This window comes from Rania fehmarnensis, from assembly GCF_056494185.1.
This window is the reverse complement of the sequence record NZ_CM151398.1, coordinates 24,178-43,621: the sequence shown is the minus strand read 5'-3', so window position 1 is coordinate 43,621 and position 19,444 is coordinate 24,178. Positions and strand designations below refer to the sequence as shown.

The following is a 19,444-nucleotide window of genomic DNA, read 5'->3' as shown; positions in this document are numbered from 1 at the left end:
TTCTTACAGCTGCAGAGCCAAGATGCTCTGCGTGATATCCGCATAGGGCGGCTCTTGCGGGATCAGACTTATACCTTGAGGCGGTGGCTGGACCATCGTGGCCATGCGTTGTTGGCGCCAGTGATTAAAGCAGCGTACCAACATGGCGTCCCACTGCTTACCACTTCCCTGCTGAATAATATCGAAGGCTTGCACTAGCGGCATGGCATGCCGATACGGTCTGGAACTGGTCATGGCATCGAAACTGTCGGCCACCGCGATGATGCGCGCCATCAGTGGAATATCATCGCCCGATAGAGCTTGTGGATAACCTCGACCGTCCCAGCGTTCGTGGTGGTACAGCACACCAGGCAGGGTGAAATGCAGTTTACCCAACTGCTCGACGATGCGATAACCGATCTCTGGATGTTGTTTGATGATGTCGTATTCTTCATCTGACAATGCGCCCGCTTTCAGCAGCACACGATCCGGGATGCCGATCTTGCCTACGTCGTGCAGGATGCCAGCCACATAGATTTCCTGGCAAGCTGTTTCTTCCAGTCCTAAAATTTCCGCTAGTTCAAACGACAATCGCGCAACGCGTTCGCTATGACCGCGCGTGTAAGGATCTCGGGCGTCGATCGCCCGGCTCATGGCTTGCAAGGTACCCAGGGCCAGGTGTTGACTGTCCAGTATCAAGCGAATGTTGTGCGTCTGCGTGCTGAGCAAAACGCTGGCCTCTTCCATCAGAGCTACTTCGACGCTGCCAAATTGATCACGTGCATCGTCGGCCAATACTCTGTGAGTCGGTTGTCGATTGACAGCCACGATATAGCCTAGAGGCCGATCGTAGGACAAGATCGGAACGGCCGCCAGGCACCGGATGCGCCCGTCCAACAGCTGCTGGTTGTTCAAAACGATTGGACCAGTGGGTTTGTTTTGCACCAGCTCAGGCATGAATGCCGCCATCTCAGCCAGGGTGATCTGGCGACGGCCGTAGTCGCTGCTGGTTAGACCGGAACGCGACAGTTCATCGTCGCGCACCAGCAAGAACAACTCTTCGGCTCGCAGCAAGTCCACTAGCGGCCTGAGCATGCCCAGGGCGACCATGTTCGCATTGGCAGTCTCTGGCGAGATCGACATGTTGCGAGCCAGATCGCGCAGCCAACATTGCTCTTCGAAACTTTGGGCTATCTTTTCTTCTGAGGCTGCCAGTTGTCGTTGCAAACGCGACGCTTGCAGTTCGAGCAAAGTCGCTTCCAAAGCCGTGGTAACTAGTGCGCATGCGACGTCCGGAGCCGATGGAATGACTGAGCCCAGTCGGAGCCGTGCTCCTGCTTCGGTGCGCAAACCGCAAAAGACGGCCGTTATATTCGTGTGCAGTGCAATGGTGACGGGGCGGCCCTCAAAGTTCAGCCCTTTGACCGCTTCGATACAAACTTTCAATAGCTCAGTCGACGCGGCGGTGCCGGTAGGGCCCAGGCAATCTGTAACGATCGACTGCGATAGTTCCGCTTCGGTAGTTCCTGCCAGTTCGGCAACCGGGCGGCCTAAGCGCGCGGAGAGCCGAACGACCTCATCGGCTTTTGCCGACCGGTTGGTTCCTACTCTCCAGTCATTGGTGTCGATCGCGCCCATCTTTAATTGAGACCTCACATTTCCTTTAACGGCCAAAGGGCCATTATTTCTGGCGTCGTTTTTGCGCCAGGCGGACGTGGATCTCAAAGGAAGTCTGAATTTTTCGTTTGTGTGGCATCGTAGGACGGGTCTCCAGGCCCGTCCGTCTCTCCAGGCCCGTCCGTGTCGTTCAGTTCGCCTAAGCCGTGGACGTTAGTCCCGGTTTCTGCGCTGCGAACCGAGTAGGACGGGTCTCCAGGCCCGTCCGGTCCTACATTCCTACACAGGCTGGAAGCCTATGCCACACTAGGGCCACAACCGGCTGTTACTGAAAGAGCTGCTGCTTCAGGAAGATATAGGCCAGGGTCTGCATGGTAGCAGCTTGTTTATTGTTGGCTGCGCCACCGTGACCGCCTTCGATATTCTCCCAGTAGAAGACGTTGTGACCATATTCCTCCATCCGAGCCATCATCTTGCGGGCGTGGCCTGGGTGAACTCGGTCATCGCGCGTCGACGTGGTGAAGAGCACCGTCGGATACTTTCCGTCCTTCTTGACGTTTTGATAGGGCGAGTAGGTCTTGATGAACTCCCACTCTTCCGGCTTGTCCGGGTTACCGTATTCGGCCATCCAAGATGCCCCAGCGAGTAGTTTGTTGTAACGCTTCATATCCAACAGCGGCACTTGGCACACGGCGGCGTGGAACAGTTCGGGATACAGCGTGACCATGTTGCCGACCAGCAGACCGCCATTGGAGCCACCTTGGATTCCCAGGCGACGGGTGGATGTAACTTTGCGCTCGATCAGGTCCTTGGCCACGGCAGCGAAGTCCTCGTAGGCGCGCAGTCGATTGGCTTTGAGAGCAGCCTGGTGCCAACGCGGACCGTATTCACCGCCGCCGCGAATGTTGGCCACCACGTAGACTCCACCTTGGCTGGTCCAGGCGCGGCCGACGCTACCACTGTAACTGGGCTGGAGCGAGATTTCGAAACCGCCATAGCCATATAGCAAGGTTGGATTCTCGCCATCCAGTTTCACACCTTTCTTAGCCACCATGAAATAGGGAATGCGAGTACCATCGGCGCTCTTGGTGAAATGCTGCGTGATCTCCAAGCCGGTGGAATCGAAGAAGGCCGGCATGCTCTTGAGCTTCTCTGGCTGTTGACCAACAATCCCGTAGGAGAGTGTGGTGGGAGTCAGATAGTCGGTGGTGGTCATGAAGTATTCGTTGGACTCATCCGGGTCGACGGCGCTGACGTTCACTGTGCCGAAAGCTGGCGCACCGACCAATGGTTCCCGTTTCCAACTCGAGTCTGTTTTCGACAGAACGTATAGGCGATTCTTGACGTCTTCCAGTACGTTCAAGATCACATAGTCTTTGGTGAAGGAAAAACTAGTCAGGGCTGTATTGTCGGATGGTTCGAAAGCCACATCGAAATTGCGCTGGCCGCTCATGAACTTGTCGAAGTTGGTGATCAGCAATGAACCAGCTTTGTACTTTTGACCTTCGACTTCCCAATCTTCTCGCAGCTCGAGTGCCAGGTAGTCATGGAAGACCGCTTTGCTGGCCGAGTTGGGCACTTCGACTTTGCGCAAGCTGCCTTGATCTTTGAGTTGATAAAGTTCGTCGTTGTAGAAAGCGATCGCGCGGCGGACGAAGTCACGTTCGAAGCCCGGTGAATCATCATGACCGGCGCTGATCGACATGTCCTTCATTTCACCTTCGTACACGGTCTTGGCCTGCGACATCGGTGTGCCGCGTTTCCACAGTTTGGCAATGCGTGGATAGCCTGACTCGGTCATGCTTTCATCGCCAAAGTTGGTATAGATGAAGACGCTATCGCGATCGATCCAGCCCATGCCGCCCTTGGCTTCTTCGCGGGCGAAACCATCTTTGACGAATTCGCGTTTCTCGATATCGAACTCGCGCGTGACATCGGCATCGGCACCACCGCGCGAGAGCGAAATCAAGCAGCGGCTGTAATCGGGGCGCAGCAGATCGACACCATGCCATACCCAATTCTCTTTTTCCTCAGCGGCTAACTTGTCCAGGTCGAGAATCACATCCCATTTGGGATTAGGCTGCTTGTATTCTTCGAGCGTAGTGCGGCGCCACAGACCTTTTTCGTTTTGCTTGTCGCGCCAGAAGTTGTATAGATAGTCCCCATGCTTGGAGACCGTGGGAATGCGCGCGTCGGAATCGAGGATCGCGAGAATATCATCGTAGAGCTTTTGGTACGCCGGATCGCCTTGCAGCAGACTCTCGGTCTTCGCATTTCGAGCGCGAACCCATTCAAGCGCCTTGTCGCCGGTTACATCTTCGAGCCAAACATTTGGATCCTTCGCATCATCGGACACTGTGGCCAACCCTTTATCTGCGCGGACTACTCCGTAAAACGCCAGCGACCAGCCGAGAATCAAAAAACCGGCTGCAACAGGCCATTTCATGGCATGTACCTCTCAATGAATGACATCTGCACCAAAATATCGATGTGAGTATTGTAGTCCCACCCTGCCCGACCCATCCAGCCTACGTCGAGAGACCCTAGAGCGGCTGTCCCCCGCCGCTCAGATCCGTTTTTGATACGCAGAGTGCGGAGAGTCCGCGGACAATAAGATGCCGGATGAGACTTTCTGGCTAACACCTATTGTGGAAGGCTTTTGTCTTCTCTGCGGTCTAATGAGCTCTGCGTTTTTGAACATCAAAGCAGTGCTCGCCGGTACGGTCCACCACAGGCAACACAGGCAACACAGGCTAGAAGCCTATGCCACACCACCCACCGCACTCCGTTGGCGCTTAGATCAATTGAGCCAGGACGCGATCGGTCATTTCGACGGTACCGATAGCGGGTCCACCTTGAGCGATGTCTTTGGTGCGAGCGCCACTGGCGAGCACTTTCTTGACAGCCGTTTCAATCGCGGTAGCTTCTTGTTCCAGGCCTAAAGAGTGACGCAGCAACATAGCCACGGCGAGAATGGTGGCCAAAGGATTGGCAATGCCTTTGCCCGCGATGTCAGGCGCCGAGCCGTGAATCGGTTCGTATAGTCCTGGTCCGCTACTGCCAATTGATGCGCTGGGCAACATGCCCAGCGAACCGGGCAACATTGACGCTTCGTCGGTCAAAATATCACCGAAGATATTGTTGGTCACTACCACATCGAAGTCGCGTGGGCGACTAATCAAGTGCATGGCCATGGCGTCCACCAGCACCACATCGTAACGCACGTCGGGAAACTCTTCCTGCATGACGCGAGCCGCCACTTGCCGCCACAGGCGACTGGGTTCGAGCACGTTGGCTTTATCGACGCTGGTCACATGCTGGCGGCGACCGCGCGCGGCTTGGGCGGCCAGGCGAACAATGCGTTCGACTTCTGGTACAGAATACAGTTCAGTCGCGTAAGCTTGTTCCACACCGTCGATTGTTTCGCGACCCGATGGTCCGAAGTAGATGCCTCCGGTTAGTTCGCGGAAAAAGAGAATATCGGTGCCTTCGACGATTTCGCGTTTCAGAGGCGAAGCATCGACCAGTTCGGAAAAGGTTTGTATCGGGCGCAGGTTAGCAAACAGCTGCATCTCTTTGCGAATGCGCAGCAGGCCCGCTTCGGGCCGAGTTTTAGCGCTCGGATCATCCCACTTGGGACCACCCACTGCCCCCAAAAGCACCGCGGCGCTAGACTTGCAAGCGGCGATCGTATCCGGCGGCAGCGGATCGCCAGTTTGATCGATGGCGATTCCACCGATGAGATGTTCGGGCATTTGAAATTGATGCCCAAAAGAGCTAGCCACTTGGGACAGCACGCGTGCGGCTTGACTGACAATTTCGGGGCCAATGCCGTCGCCTGGCAACAATACGATCGTAGCTTGCACGATTACAAAACTCTCAATCCCGGGGGGTCTATTTCGAGCCAACTGCTCGGCCGCCGCTATCGTAGAGTTCAACCCCCAGAAGCGAAAGGGGATGCGTCTGTCCCCGTGCGTAGAGCGGCTGTCCCCAGCCGCTTCGCACCCTCTAACCCAAGCCGCTTCAAACCAGACGTCTGTCCCCCGGCGCGACCGGGGACACAGCACGCGCACGCCTCCCCCAAAAGCCCAATGCCAGCAAACCAGACCAGGGTCTGTCCCCAATCCAGATCGCGCGCGCCGGGGGACAGACCCCGGGCCGGTAGCACGTCTGTCCCCGACCGGTCGGCACCCGCTAGCTAACTTGGCATAGCGTCAGTTTCCTACTCGTACTCCTATGCCTACTCGGAACCTTTTCGAGTACGAGTACGAACCATCCCGGGGTCTGTCCCCGATCGTAAAGCGTCTGTCCCCAGCCGCTCAGCACCCTCAAACCCAAGGCGCTTCAAACCGGACATCTGTCCCCCGGCGCGACCGGGGACACAGCACGCGCACGCCTCCCCCAAAAGCCCAATGCCAGCAAACCACACCGGGGTCTGTCCCCAATCCAGATCGTCCGCGCCGGGGGACAGACCCCGGGCTGGTAGCACGTCTGTCCCGGTCGGCACTCGCTAGTTAACTTGGTATAACGTCAGTTTCCTACTCGTACTCCTACTCCTACTCGGAACCTTTTCGAGTACGAGTACGAGCAAACGCCTGCATCTTCAAACCATTGTCTGTCCGGTCTGTCCCCGATTAATTAACGCGGGGACAGACGCCTGGTTTGAAGACGCATACTCAGCAGGCGCCGAGCGGCTGGGGACAGCCGCTCTACTGGTGGGACAGACCAGAGTGGTTGACTAGAGAGGTTCTATGGGCAGCGGCTGGCCGCCTTTGGCTTCGTAGACGTCGTACGCCTGGATGCCAATGTCCGTCATGGCCAACTGAAGCCATGGGATGACCACCAGAAAGCCAACGAAGCACGTCAAGATGCCGACCACCTGACCAAGTAGACTCAACAACATCACATACAGCAGACACAGCAGCATCGTGGGCCACATGAACTTGGCCGTCTCTATGGCCCAAGGGAAATTAAATCCTTCGGCGAAGTTGTTGGTCACGCCCCCGCGCATACACAACGGGATGATCGTCAGGAACGCCAGGCACACGAGCACCAAAGCAACCATTAACACCGGGATGATATAGATGGCCGCCGCGGCGCCTTCCGGTTCACCGAACACGGCAGTGAATACCAATGTCCACCCGCCGATACTCACCAAGCCCAGGATGGCGAACAGCAAACCAAAGACAAAATTCAAGGCAAATGGAATCAGCCCACGCACAAAGTACGCACCGAGCTTGTCGAAGTTGAAATCTGCTTGCCCCTCGCTTTGTCCGCGAATACGGTTTTGAAAGATCTCCAGTTGGTAGCCAATAAACAGTATGTGGCCAATCAAAAAGACTCCCAGCAGACCGCAGATGAAAACCCAAAAGAAATTGGCTAGCCAATTGGGACTGCTAAACATCCATTTGCATGCGCGACCGAAATCGATCGATGGTTGCGTGGTTGAATACGAAGCGGTACTCATGCGATTTGATCCCTTTGAAAATTAAAGCATGCAATTGGTTTGGCTACGCTCTATTCGCCAGTCGGCGACGATTATCAGCTATTTCCCGCCTCGGTTCTTCGAGTTCGACTCTCAAATCTCAGATTTCCTCGTGCTAACCTGCTCCGCAGCGTCGTGAGTATTTCACCCACAGTAAGGCCCTAGCTGGCGCATGCCAGGATTCTCAAGCTGGAGCTGCCGGTTCATAATTGGCCTCTTCGATTTCCCGCCGGCTTCTTGAGACCTGAACATGCTCAGCTTGCAATCCAACTCTTCTACTCGTTGGCTCAACCAAGTCGATCGCCACCTGCCGGACATCCTAATCGACCACGCGCACTGCGAACACAAGGCCGCGGCGACGGCCATGAGCCTGCTGGGCGCCTACATCGAGAACCAAGCTCTATGTGAAGAAATGACGCGGATCATCCAAGAAGAGCTAGAGCATTTCCACATGGTTCAAGCCTTGCTCAAGCGGCGCAATATCGCGTTTCGCAAACTCCCACCAGGCAACTATGGCCGTGACCTGAACAAACTGGTGCGCGGTAACGAACCGGGCCGAGCCGTCGACCGACTGCTGATCGCGGGCCTGATCGAGGCCCGAAGTTGCGAGCGTTTCAGCTTGTTAGCCAAACACGTCCAGGATAGCGAACTGGTCGATTTCTACTCGTCACTCTTTGAGTCCGAAGCTCGGCATCATACGACTTATGTAAAATTGGCCCGCGATTTCGCCAAGGAGTCAGTCGTGAAAGAGCGACTGACCGAGCTGGCCGCAGCCGAAGCCGCCATCATCGACCGCGGCTGCATCCTGCCACGAATGCACAGTTAGCCAATTGGCAGTGCGGTCCTCAGCGCTGTCCCCTCAGCCCCTCTACGCTCTTCCAGTACCACCGTATTCCACTATCATAAAGGGGCGGTTACTACGCTTTACCCATTGTTTCCTGCGGCTATCACTGCTCTATGCGTTTTTGTTTAGCTAGCACACAAGCCGATTGGGGTGGAGGCGAGAAACTCTTGTGGTCGATCCGAACCGCGCTCTTGGAGCAGGGGCATGCGGTCAGCTGGATTTTGCGCCGCGATCAACCCCTGCACTCCTTGGCCGTGAAAGCTAGCGACCAGGTATTGGCCACGCTCCAGCGGCGAGGCGTTAATCCGCGCGAGTGGTGGACCGTAGTGCGTCGGCTCCGACACATCAAACCCGAAGTTCTGTTGCTGAACGATTCGCACGCCATCATGTTAGGTGGTTCAGCCGCTTTGGCCGCTGGACCTCGCCGACCTTATCGCCTGGCCTTTCGACACGTGATCTTTCCGATTCGCAGTCCGCTAAAACTGCGATTGATGTCCGATAGTATTTTGTGCGTATCGCAAGCGGCTCGCCAAGTAGTACTCGACGCCGGCATCGCGCCCCAACGCACGGTGGTCATCTACGGTGGTTGCGAACCGGCGGAATATGACCCTGGGGCCCGCGACTGGGCCAACGTCCAATTGAAACTTGATCCAACTACTCCGCTGCTGGTATGTGTCGGGAACTTACTCGAATGTAAAGGTCATATGCCGATGATCGAGGCGATGGCCCTGGTGCACCAACTGCACCCCGATGTTCATTTGGCCGTGGCCGGTGAAGGTGGACTGCGGGAGCAGATGGCAAAGCGCATTGAACAACTGGGATTGCACCAGCGCGTGCACTTGCTGGGCTTTCGCCAAGATGCCGACCGCTGGCTTTCCGCGGCCAGCGTGGTTCTGCATCCGTCGCTTCAAGAAGGATTGTCGCTCGTCTTGATTCAAGCGCAACTGCTTCGCAAACTGATTGTCTCTACCGGCGTGGGTGGTTCGGCCGAAGTACTAGGGCTGGACGAAGAGCGTCCCTGTCCAGTCTGGCAAGCTCGTCCCGATGATCCGCAGAGCCTGGCGGAACAGATTGGCTTGGCGATGGCTGTGTGGCGCGCTCAGCCCGCTGATCTGCCAGCCCAGCTCGAACATGCCGCCGAGCGGGCCAGGTCCAAATTCGATATTTCGCGCAACGTCTCGCAGTTGGTCGAGCACGTTCGCTCTCACTTAAAGCACTAATGGCTTGTAGTTTAATGTCTATCAATCCTGAACACTATTTCAATCGCGAACTGAGCTGGTTGGAATTCAATCAACGCGTACTCGATCAGGCCACCAGTGCCCGCGTCCCACTGCTGGAACGCTTGAAGTTCCTGAGCATCACCGCTAGTAACCTCGACGAATTTTTCATGGTCCGTGTGGGTGGACTGAAACTGCAGCACTTGCGCGGCGTCGGCTCGACCGATACAGCCGGCATGAGCATCAGCGCTCAACTGAACGCCATCACCGAGCGCACGCGACAGATGGTCGCCGCTCAATATGCCTGCTTCAACACCGAGATCGAACCGAGCCTGTCCGAAGCCGGTATCACGCGCATCAAGATGAGCGAAGCCAGCGTTAAACATCGCGAAGCAGCCACGCGCATCTTTGAAGAAGAAATTTATCCAGTGCTCTCACCGATGGCGGTCGATCTGGAGCGCGAGTTTCCGCTGCTAGTAAATCTGATGTTGCATGTGTGCGTCGAACTGGCTGCGCCCAAACAAGATCCGCCGCGACGTTTTGCGGTCATTCCATTGGGCCGAGTCTTACCGCGCATCCTGACGTTACCTGCCGACCGTGGCTTCTCCTACGCTCTGCTAGAAGACGTCGTAGCCTGGCTAGCCGAACGCTTCTTCCCCAAAGAGCAGCTAATATCTTCAATGCCTTTCCGCATCACGCGCAATGGCGATGTCAGCTTGCAAGAGGATCAAGCGGCGGACTTGATGCGCGACATGGAAGAAGTCTTGGTTCAGCGGCGCACGGCGGAGTGTGTGCGTCTGGAGCTGGGAGCTGATGCTCCGGCCGAAATGCGCGACTTCTTGTGTGCGGCTCTACGTCTGTCGGCTGAAGATGTGGTACACACGCCAGGACCGCTCGACCTGTCGACCTTCATGCAATTGCAATCTCTGGAAGGCTTTGACACGCTGCGCGATCCGATCTGGGTACCACAGCGCAGTCCCCAAGTCGATCCGACGCAGAGCATGTTTACCACGCTCACTGAAGGCGATCTGCTGCTGTGCCATCCGTACGAAAGCTTCGAACCAGTCGTGCGTTTGATCGAAGAAGCCGCGTCGGATCCCGACGTGCTGGCGATCAAGCAAACGCTGTATCGCACCAGTCGCAAAAGTCCCATCGTGGCCGCGCTGTGCCGCGCAGCTGAGCGCGGTAAATATGTAACGGCCATCGTGGAACTAAAAGCCCGCTTTGACGAAGCTCGCAACATTGAGTGGGCGCGCGAACTGGAAGAAGCTGGCGTGCAAGTTATCTATGGCGTCAAGAAATTGAAAACTCACGCCAAGGTTTGTATCATCGTGCGCCGCGAACCACGGGGCATTGTGCGCTATGTACACTTCGGCACCGGCAACTATAACGAAGCCACCTCGCGCTTGTACAGCGATGTGAGCTATATGACTTGCAACGATGAACTAGGCAGCGATGCCAGCGCTTTCCTGAACGCCGTCACCGGCTTCAGCCAACCGCAGTCTTATCGCTTGATCGACGCCGCCCCAATCGGACTGCGCAAGAAATTGCTAACTTTGATCAACGGCGAGACGCAGCGCAAGAAGCAGGGCGGTCGCGCGATGATCGTGATCAAACTCAACTCACTCGTTGATCCTGCTCTGATCGAAGCCCTCTACACGGCGTCGCAAGCCGGAGTCACCGTGCGTTTGAATATCCGTGGCATCTGCTGTTTGCGTCCCGGCGTACCGGGCCTGAGTGAAAACATCACCGTCGTCAGCGTCGTCGATCGCTTTCTGGAACATGCCCGCGTGCTTTACTTCTATCACGGTGGCGACGAAATGGTTTTCATCAGCAGCGCCGACTGGATGCCGCGCAACCTCGATCGCCGCGTCGAATTGCTGGTACCGATCGAAGACGCGCCCAGTCGTCGCCGACTGATCAGCGTTTTAGAAGGCTTCTTCCGCGATAATCAAAATGCTTGGGAACTTCAAAGCGACGGTTCCTATCGCCGCCGCCTCCCCGACGACGGCCACGCCCCTTACCGCTGCCAAGAATCCATGCACCGCCTGGCCGTCGAAACCTTAAAGCAATCCGAACAAAGCCGCCGCACGATCTTCCAAACCCACCAACCCGCCAGCAAACGCGAGTAAGTGTGGCATAGGCTTCCAGCCTGTGTCTGAATGTGGCATAGGCTTCCAGCCTGTGTATTAACTCTCCATGTCCCGTCCCACTTTGCACTCAGTTCTCCCAAAGAACTGTTTCATCCACTCCACCTGGAATTGCCTCCCCGAACTTAACACCCAAACGGGCGCGAACGAAAGCCGACGACCAGGGATAGTGTTCAGGACTTTGCGTCAACTCCGCCTTAACGGGATTGTCCTCGATGTAGTTGATGATTCTGCTGAGTTCGTCTTCATCGCGGGCGTAATGATCGAAGGTTTCGACTTGCCAGAATTGGCCTTCTTGTCCGAGAATTCTATTGCATTGATTGGCAGTAAAACTTTGAATGCTATGCGTAATAGATTCGCGTGGCGTAGTTTTTTGTTTATGATCTCGCTGATTCAATTCAAGCTGTTGGACCCATTCCGCTCGCGGCCTAAACATCCAGTGGTGATGGCTGGGCATAACAACAAACGCCAACAAGTGGTATCTAATCTCGGCGAAATGCAAGAAGGCATTGGCAACGACCTTAGCCAAGCGTCGATCCGCTTGATGCTTTACTGGAGAATCGCCGTCGAGCAATCGATCAACAAAAGCAAATAAAACTTTTTGCTTCTGAGCGTTCCACTCGAATTCACTTATATCTTCCGGCTTTTGGCGCTGGTCGAGTTCCTCACGATAGTCCCTAATCTTCTTCAAACCAATTGCGGACAGGCTGCCATGGAGGCAGGCCGTAATGAACGAAGGCTTGCCTTCGACATCGATATGAGGAAGGTTTCGTCTACGAACTTGGCCAAATTCCACGATTGAATTACCTCGGGCAATGGTAACGTGGCATAGGCGTCCGGCCTGTGTCTGAATGTGGCATAGGCTTCCAGCCTGTGGCACCACTTGTTTCGCTTCAGTTTCCCGGTTCAAAAACCGGGAAAAAGTCCATTATTGGATCTGGTTAGTTTTCATACACAGGCTAGAAGCCTATGCCACATCTACACAGGCTGGAAGCCTATGCCACACCTACGCAAACAACTCTTGGACAGCTTGGCCTTTGCCGTCTTCGGTGACGTAGAATGGTCGGTTCTCGATGTCGAAGCGGGTCTTTGGACTGATGCCCATGGCGGTCATGATGGTGGCATGCAAGTCTGTGATGGAGACTGGATCTTTGATGGCCACCAGCGGTCGTTCCGGGGCTGTTTCACCGTACAGAAAACCTTTCTTCATACCACCACCCCACATCACCACGCTGGTACCGCCGGTGAAGTGACGATGCAAACCGTAGTGCTTCATTTCGCTGACCACATCGACTTTGAAGGTCGCCTGGTCCGATGCGTTGGAGCCTGGCTTGCCTTCGACAATCGCGTCGCGACTGAACTCACTAGCCAAGACGATCAGAGTTCGATCGAGTAGTCCGCGCTCTTCTAGATCTTTCACCAGTTGAGCAATAGGCATGTCGATTTCTTTGTGCAGTCCGGCTACCGTTTCATGGCCGTTGGCATGGGTATCCCAGTAAAAGAACGGTACATACTCAGTAGTGACTTCGACGAACCGCGCGCCGGCTTCGATCAAACGACGCGCCAGCAAGCAACCGCGTCCGAAGCGACCCGTATCGTATTTGGCGCGCACTTCAGCTGGTTCCAGCGAGATATCGAAGGCGTCGCGCTCTTGACTGCTGAGCAATCGATAGGCGTTATCCAGACTTCGCAGCATCGACTCGCGCTGATAGTCGCTCAAGATCTCGCGATTGGGTGAGGCATCGACGAGCTGCTTGAATAATCGATCACGATTGGCAAATCGCTGTGCATCCATGCCCTTAGGTGGCTTGACCGATTGCGCGGCGTCCTCGGGAAAAGGCAAGTTCATGGGACCAAATTCACTGCCAAAAAATCCGGCCGTTGTAAACGCTTTGATCTCTTCGGTCTCGCCAAAGCCTTCCATGCGCTGACCGATGTTGATAAACGCGGGGATGACCGGATTGCGCGGCCCGAGAACTTTGGCCATCCACGATCCGATGTGCGGGCAAGCCACCGTTTGTGGCGGTACATAACCGGTGTGCCAATGATATTGATGCCGCGAGTGCAAGATGCTGCCCAGATCGGGCTGGACCGCGCTGCGAATCAAGGTGGCTCGATCCATGACCGCAGCGATGTTCTCCAGCCCCTGACAAATCTTGATGTTATCAACCGCAGTATCGATCGCCGGGAACGTACTGAGCATCGACTTGATTTCCAGTCCTTCCTTGTACGGCGAATAAGCTTTGGGATCGAACGTATCAGGGGCTGCCATGCCACCGCCCATCCACAGCACAATGCACGCGTCCGCGGTAGCTCGTGGAGCTTCCGCTTCATCGCCAGCTCTCACGAACTGTGGTTGACCAGTCATCAACGCCGCCGAACCAGCCATCGCCAGCTTCTTCAAGAATTCGCGTCGGATTTCGGATTCGTTCTGCATCATGAACCTCAAATGTTGTCTGGTGCGCCGTTTGGGGATACGGGCTCGAATTAATTTGATCTGCGGGTTGTGGGAACCGGGGCTAACGCCCTCGGTTTAGGGTGTTACCTGACCAATTGATACTCGGGCAGCATGACTACTGCCCACAATAAATCTTCGATACCTCGTTGGCTCATCTCTGTGGGGCCAACTAGTTCCAAGGCGACTGTGCGTTCTTCTTGGCTTGGTGTCCGCGATAGGGCTTGCTGATAAACCCAATCTACTAACTCGGCGGAGGAACTCCATTTACGTTTGAGCAAGTGGCTGGCTCCCTCGCCGAGGATGCTGGCGATCTGGCCACCGTTGGCCAAGTCGATGGCTTCTAGAGTCGATAGGTCATTGGGACGCATCGAAACGATTTGATCGCGATTGGGACGACCAAGCGTGCGCATCAGCGGATCGGCCTTCAGCAAAGCGGCCCGCATCATCCGCTCAGGTACGTAAGTCGCCCGAGCCAGAGCGTTGACCTGTTCGCCACGAATACTTTGCCAAGTGTTCTGATTGGCAAGTGGCACAGCGGCTTGCCAATCCGTGGGCTCTTTGGTGAACTGGCCATTGTCTTTGGGTACCTCGGCGGACCATTGCCACGAAGGATCCGACACCACCTTTATCGCTGCCTCGCCTTCACCCAGGCGAGCTTCGAAGAACAATCCGGCAGGATTAGGCGAATCACCAAGATTTTCAGCCAAGACCAACAGTTCATGTTGGCCCATGGCGAGCGAACTGAACGTTACCGAAGTAGGTGCTCCCCAGTTGTCGCTACTGGCTAGCTTTTTGCCGTCTAGATAGAGTGTGAATTTATTGTCGCAAACAATCACCGCGCCGCCTCGAGCAATTGGCGACCGGAGTTCGAAGCGCTTGCGGAGCGAAATCTTTTGACCGGCTGGAGCGGGAGGCTCGCCAGCAGTTGACCAAATCCATTGGCCTGCTAGCTTCAGCGATTCGACCAAGGCCGGGTCGAGCTTGCCGCGAAAGAACTTGGCATCCATCTTAGTCGGCGCGGCGCTAGTTACTTGCCACAGCGTGTCGATGAACTGTTCAGCCGTCATGCGTTTGGCGCGTGGACCAGCAAAATGATATTTTCCGTTCTCTTCACCGCTCATAATCTCGCAACTGCTTTGATAGGCTTTCGAGTTGGCGATGGTGCGCAGCGTGTGCTTCAAGTCGTAACCATGCGCTGCAAAATCGCTGGCCAACCAGTCGAGCAGATCGGCGCTCCACGGTTCTGTTTGCATCGAGTCGGTTGGATGCACGACCCCGCGGCCCAACAGGCGATGCCACAAGCGATTGGTAATCGTGCGCGTCAAGCGACCGTTTTCTGGGTGCACAAGCAGTTCGGCCAGTTGCCTGAGTCGTTCGGCGGGTGGCGCTTCAGGATCGACCTGCCCCAGTTCCGCGAACAACCAAGCAGGTTTAGCGGTCTTGCCAACAGGTTTATCGCAGCGATGAATCTCCAGCGGTTTGTCCGCATAAATGGCGGCCAGTCCATAGGCTTCTTCCAACTTCCAGCGATCAATAAAACTGTCGTGGCACGAAGCACACTTCATATTGATGCCCAGCAGCGATTGCGACAGGCTCTGGGAAAATTGAATCTCGACTGTTTGCCCCGCGCTGACTTCACCGCGCCATTTGATGCCATCGATGAAGCCGCGACTCTCATCGGACGGCGGAGCGATCAGTTCACGCACAAATTGGTTGTACGGTTTATTGGTGATCAACGCTTCATACAACCAACTACTGATTTGTCGGCGACCACCAGTTATAAAACCGGTGCCATCGTAGTCGTTGCGCAGCAAATCATTCCAGAACGTCAACCAATGCTCTGCATAGGCCATGTCATCGCTCAGCAGATCATCGATGTATCGCGCGCGTTTGTCCGGACGCTGGTCTGCCAAGAAAGTTTTCAGGCGTTCAGGCTCAGGCAATAGTCCAATCAGATCCAGCGACACGCGACGCGCGAACACGGCATCACTAATGGCACTCGGTCGAGCTTGATTGTGCTGTGCCAAGTAATGATCCACGATGCGATCGATCGGCTGCTGTCGATCCCCTTGGGCCGGTGGCAGCTCAGGCATGCGCGGCTTGAGCGGTGGTTCGTACGCCGGCGCTTTGAATGCAAATCCGTCTTCCCACGGAGTGCCTTCGTTGATCCAACGCTTAAGAAGTTCCACTTCGATATCGCTAAGCTTCTCGCCTTCGGGCGGCATCCGCTCGTCTGCGTCGCTGGATACGATTACATGAATAAGTCGGCTGTCGGCGGCCTGGCCGTTTTCGATCACCGGGCCATTCTCGCTGCCCTCGAGCAGCTCGCCGCGCGTATTAAATGAGAAGCCACCTTTTTTACTATCGCCGGCATGACACTTAACGCAGTGCTTCTTCAGCAATGGCACGATATCGTGCGCGAAATCTACCGGTTTCGCATCAGCCGCGGCGGCTAACCTAACTGTGGCAAACGTAGGTAGAGATAAAGCAGCCAAGGCCAAGCCCAGGCCACGCAGGAGGCGTTGTTCAAACATAGGCGGGATGTCGTTGTAGGAGGGAAAAACAGATCAACCTCCATTATAGTCTCCTTTCGCTCCGCGAAAGGAGACCGCCAGTAGCAGAACTCTGTGCCAGAACTCTGTGCCAGAACTCTGTGCCAGAACTCTGTGCCAGAACTCTGTGCCAGAACTCGGTAGCCGTGAACTCGCCGGAGTTTGGATCTGGCCGTTCCGTTTGTTGCAACCATCCAAACTCTGGCGAGTTCGGCTACGAGAGCCTTTCGCGGAGCGAAAGGAGACACTAGCGAAATTGCACGCTGTCGGGCAGTTTCTGAGTGGGCAAACCGATGCCGGCCAGGCCACCTTCTAGCGGAGTCTCAAACGCATTGCTGGGTAGCGGCGTCGGCAACGGTAGCGGCATAGGGACCGCGGCCGGTGGCATTTGTGGAGGCGGATTCGATTTGCCATCAGCCCGGCGGGGACGCTGCGGCTCGCACGAGGATTCTGCCGGGGACTGAGCCACCGCTTGATTGGGTCGGAACATGTTCATGCCAGGCTTGGCTGGTTTGGCCGGCTGCTCTTCGACTTTTGCGTCTGCTTGAGTGTCTGCTACCGGTGCAGACAACGCAGGTACGGATACTGGCAACGCCGGCTGTGGGACTGGCGGTAGGACTGGCTGTGGGGCCGGCTGTGGTGGCTCAACTGCGACGGGTGCGACGACCTTCTCGATCACTTTCTTGACAGCTGCTGCGCGATCGACCAAGCGAGGCTTGGTCGGTTTCTTGGTGGGCTTGATCGGGACTTGAGTCGCTTCCACAGTCGAGCCCAGAGAAGGAATGCTCTCGGAAAGTTCCGACAACTGCGACGCCAGCGTCTCAATGTTCGCGATCGGTGCAAAGGTCTCCGGAATGCTCGGCGCTGGTTCAACCTTCGCAACTTCAACGCTCGCCAGTTCGACGTCGGCAACTTGATACATATCGCCAGCGACAGTCTCACTCTTGGGCTTGTCAGCAGCAATGATCGGTAGTGCTTCAAGTGAAGCTGCTGGAAGCGCAGGTAATACGGCGGCCACTTCCGGTACCAGATGCTCGATGGTATCGACTGCTGGCGGTGCTACGAAAGGAGTTTCAGCGGCAATGGCTGGAAGCGCATCTTCTGCCGCGGGTTTTACCGCCATCGGTTCACGAGCTACTTGTTCAGCGTCTACTTGTTCAGGCGCGGCCTGTGCCAACTCGATAGGTTTGGCCGGAACAACTGCCGATAGTTCAGACAGTAGCATGGCATCCAGACGATTGGCGATCGCGGGATCTTCCGATTGAACTACAGGTGCAGCCGCAATGGGCTTTGTCGCGACGTGCGTGTTGGCTGTGCTGGCTTGATCGCTTTGACGGCGGCCAAACCAACCGCTGTTGGTGGTGCCGGGCGCGGCGGCGGTGGCCCGGTTGCCTTGACGTCGCTCGGTATCGGTTCGACGGCGACGTGGTCCGCCTCCGGGAGCTTGATCGGCCAGCCATGGAAAGCGATCGGAGATGCGCCGCCCAAGTCGTTCATTCCATCGTTCTTCCGAAGGTGTTGAACCATCCAGCGGTGTCAACAGGAACACGATGCCCAGACCCAAGAACAACCCGGCTACCGTCATCCCGCCCAAAATCGTGGTGCGTCCCGGCCCTACTGGACGTTCGCCCAATACCGGTTCATCGATGCGGGTTAGCAAGCTAGTCGTCAGAGCGGCATCGCGTGCGGCTCGAGTATCGGCCAGTTGGCGTTCAGCGTCTTGCAGAATCTTGGTGCGCGATCGAACCTCTTGATTGAGGTTCTCGTGACTGGCGCGAATCTGCGCTAAACGCGTCAAGCGATCTTCGAGTTGTGTCTGTTGACGCTTGAGTGTCTCGATCCGATGCTGGCTGTTTTCAACTTCCTTTTTGGCGGCGGCCATGGCCAATGCCAATTCGGACTGCAGTTCATTCTTGATCTGCTGTTCAGCCGACAGAGCCACGAAGACTAGCGGATGAGTATCTGCGTAGCGGCCGCGAAGTTGCGAGGAGCTCAGCTGCGCATCAGCCAGGCCTTCGCGCAATTTTTTGAGTCCTGGATGCAAGGAGAGAATACTAGCCGGCGCGCTGAGTATGCTTTCGGGATCCGTTTGCGTTTCTCGCAGCAGTGCCAGGTCGGTCGTTAGATTGACGTGTTGATTTTCGATCTGGCGCAGTTCTGTCTTAACCGCTTCCAATTGAGTGCGTGAAGTGCTGCTGGAGCCGTTGTTTTCCGATAACCCCCGCAAGTCGGAGAGGTCTGCACCGGCTTCGCGCTCGATGGCTTGGAGTTGAGTGGTCGCCTTTTGCAGTTCATCGGTGGCCATACTGCTGGCGCGCACCAATTCGTTGATCACCCCGTCGGCTCGCGCCACGCGAACTTGACGAAGACGATTATCGAGAGCCTGGCATACGGCTCGATTGAGGGCGATAGCCCGCTGACGCGATGATTGTTTGATGTCCAAGTAGATGACTTCGGTGGTACCGAACTCGGCACCTTGGGGAGCGCGCACGCCGATGGATTGGTCGGCTAGTTCCGAAACTTCGCGCTGGGAGGGCCAGGACTCGGTCATTTTGGCTGCGCCCAGCCAGTGCTTCTCTGGACCGACTTCCAGCAAGGCTTCGCGCAGCACTAGTGTATTGCGGGCCATCTCTAGAATGGTCTCCTGGGCCGCTTTCATCTCGGTTTGGCTTTGGAACCTGCCCAAGCGCATCACCGCCCCGTTGGCTTCGTCGCGCACGATCAGGCCTTGAGAAGCGGTCCATTGGTCGGATTTCAAGCACAATACATAGAACAGACCAAAACCGCCAAAGGCGAGCGTGGTCGCAATCCACAAGCGACGCCAGGCCCAATAAGTCCTGACCATCTCGACAAGTTTGGTATTGGTAATCTGAGGCGTGGGGTTATTCACAGTGGAGCTCGCCTATGTGGCCAGTGCGCAGACTTTCGAACTCTCTACCCTACCCCACGCTGTCGCGCACGAATTCAACGGCTGGCACCGGCTGAAAAGAAGCCTGAAAATTGTTGACTTCAGCTAACCGTCAACATGGATTGCGATCAAAAAGCCATGCCGCAGAAAATCATTAAAGTGTAGGGTCGCAGTCCGCAGCCGCACAAACCTCGCGGCGATCGGCCTCCCCCGAGCACGCCCAGGATTACTCGT

General features: G+C 56.0%; 11 protein-coding genes. 3 read left to right on the top strand and 8 right to left on the bottom strand.

All coding sequences use genetic code 11. The features are described 5' to 3' along the window. Positions 1 to 3 precede the first annotated feature (3 nt). The 4 genes from SH573x_RS00135 to SH573x_RS00120 form a co-directional block, all read right to left on the bottom strand. On the bottom strand, positions 4 to 1,635 hold the full coding sequence (locus SH573x_RS00135) for an HD-GYP domain-containing protein (protein WP_479352257.1): 1,632 nt from the start codon (positions 1,633 to 1,635) through the stop codon (positions 4 to 6). A 286-nt stretch (positions 1,636 to 1,921) separates the two neighbouring features. After that, positions 1,922 to 4,042, bottom strand: coding sequence for a prolyl oligopeptidase family serine peptidase (locus SH573x_RS00130; protein WP_479352256.1), 2,121 nt, complete (start codon positions 4,040 to 4,042; stop codon positions 1,922 to 1,924). Positions 4,043 to 4,391: 349 nt separating this feature from the next. Further along, the gene (gene leuB, locus SH573x_RS00125; protein WP_479352255.1) at positions 4,392 to 5,462 is read right to left on the bottom strand and encodes a 3-isopropylmalate dehydrogenase; all 1,071 of its coding nucleotides are present in this window, start codon (positions 5,460 to 5,462) and stop codon (positions 4,392 to 4,394) included. 872 nt (positions 5,463 to 6,334) lie between these two features. After that, positions 6,335 to 7,063 (bottom strand): DUF4013 domain-containing protein, encoded by a 729-nt coding sequence (locus tag SH573x_RS00120; protein WP_479352254.1) that lies wholly within the window; start codon positions 7,061 to 7,063, stop codon positions 6,335 to 6,337. Between the two features lie 268 nt (positions 7,064 to 7,331). Here SH573x_RS00120 and SH573x_RS00115 point away from each other — a divergent pair, with 268 nt between their 5' ends. From SH573x_RS00115 to ppk1, 3 genes are all read left to right on the top strand, one after another. Next, the gene (locus SH573x_RS00115) at positions 7,332 to 7,907 is read left to right on the top strand and encodes a MiaE family protein (RefSeq protein WP_479352253.1); all 576 of its coding nucleotides are present in this window, start codon (positions 7,332 to 7,334) and stop codon (positions 7,905 to 7,907) included. 131 nt (positions 7,908 to 8,038) lie between these two features. Further along, entirely contained in the window at positions 8,039 to 9,145 is a 1,107-nt protein-coding gene (locus SH573x_RS00110) for a glycosyltransferase family 4 protein (protein ID WP_479352252.1), read from the top strand. A 14-nt stretch (positions 9,146 to 9,159) separates the two neighbouring features. Continuing rightward, entirely contained in the window at positions 9,160 to 11,274 is a 2,115-nt protein-coding gene (gene ppk1 / locus SH573x_RS00105) for a polyphosphate kinase 1 (RefSeq protein ID WP_479352251.1), read from the top strand. Positions 11,275 to 11,362: 88 nt separating this feature from the next. On the opposite strand, the gene SH573x_RS00100 is transcribed toward ppk1, so the two are convergent. From SH573x_RS00100 to SH573x_RS00085, 4 genes are all read right to left on the bottom strand, one after another. Then, a complete protein-coding gene (locus SH573x_RS00100; RefSeq protein ID WP_479352250.1) occupies positions 11,363 to 12,088 on the bottom strand; it encodes a transposase in 726 nt (241 codons plus the stop codon). 210 nt (positions 12,089 to 12,298) lie between these two features. Further along, positions 12,299 to 13,732: a DUF1501 domain-containing protein gene (locus SH573x_RS00095; RefSeq protein ID WP_479352249.1), complete on the bottom strand. Its 1,434-nt coding sequence runs from the start codon at positions 13,730 to 13,732 to the stop codon at positions 12,299 to 12,301. A gap of 101 nt (positions 13,733 to 13,833) precedes the next feature. Further along, entirely contained in the window at positions 13,834 to 16,284 is a 2,451-nt protein-coding gene (locus SH573x_RS00090) for a DUF1549 domain-containing protein (RefSeq protein ID WP_479352248.1), read from the bottom strand. Positions 16,285 to 16,549: 265 nt separating this feature from the next. Further along, the gene (locus SH573x_RS00085) at positions 16,550 to 19,192 is read right to left on the bottom strand and encodes a GumC family protein (RefSeq protein WP_479352247.1); all 2,643 of its coding nucleotides are present in this window, start codon (positions 19,190 to 19,192) and stop codon (positions 16,550 to 16,552) included. Positions 19,193 to 19,444: the final 252 nt, after the last annotated feature.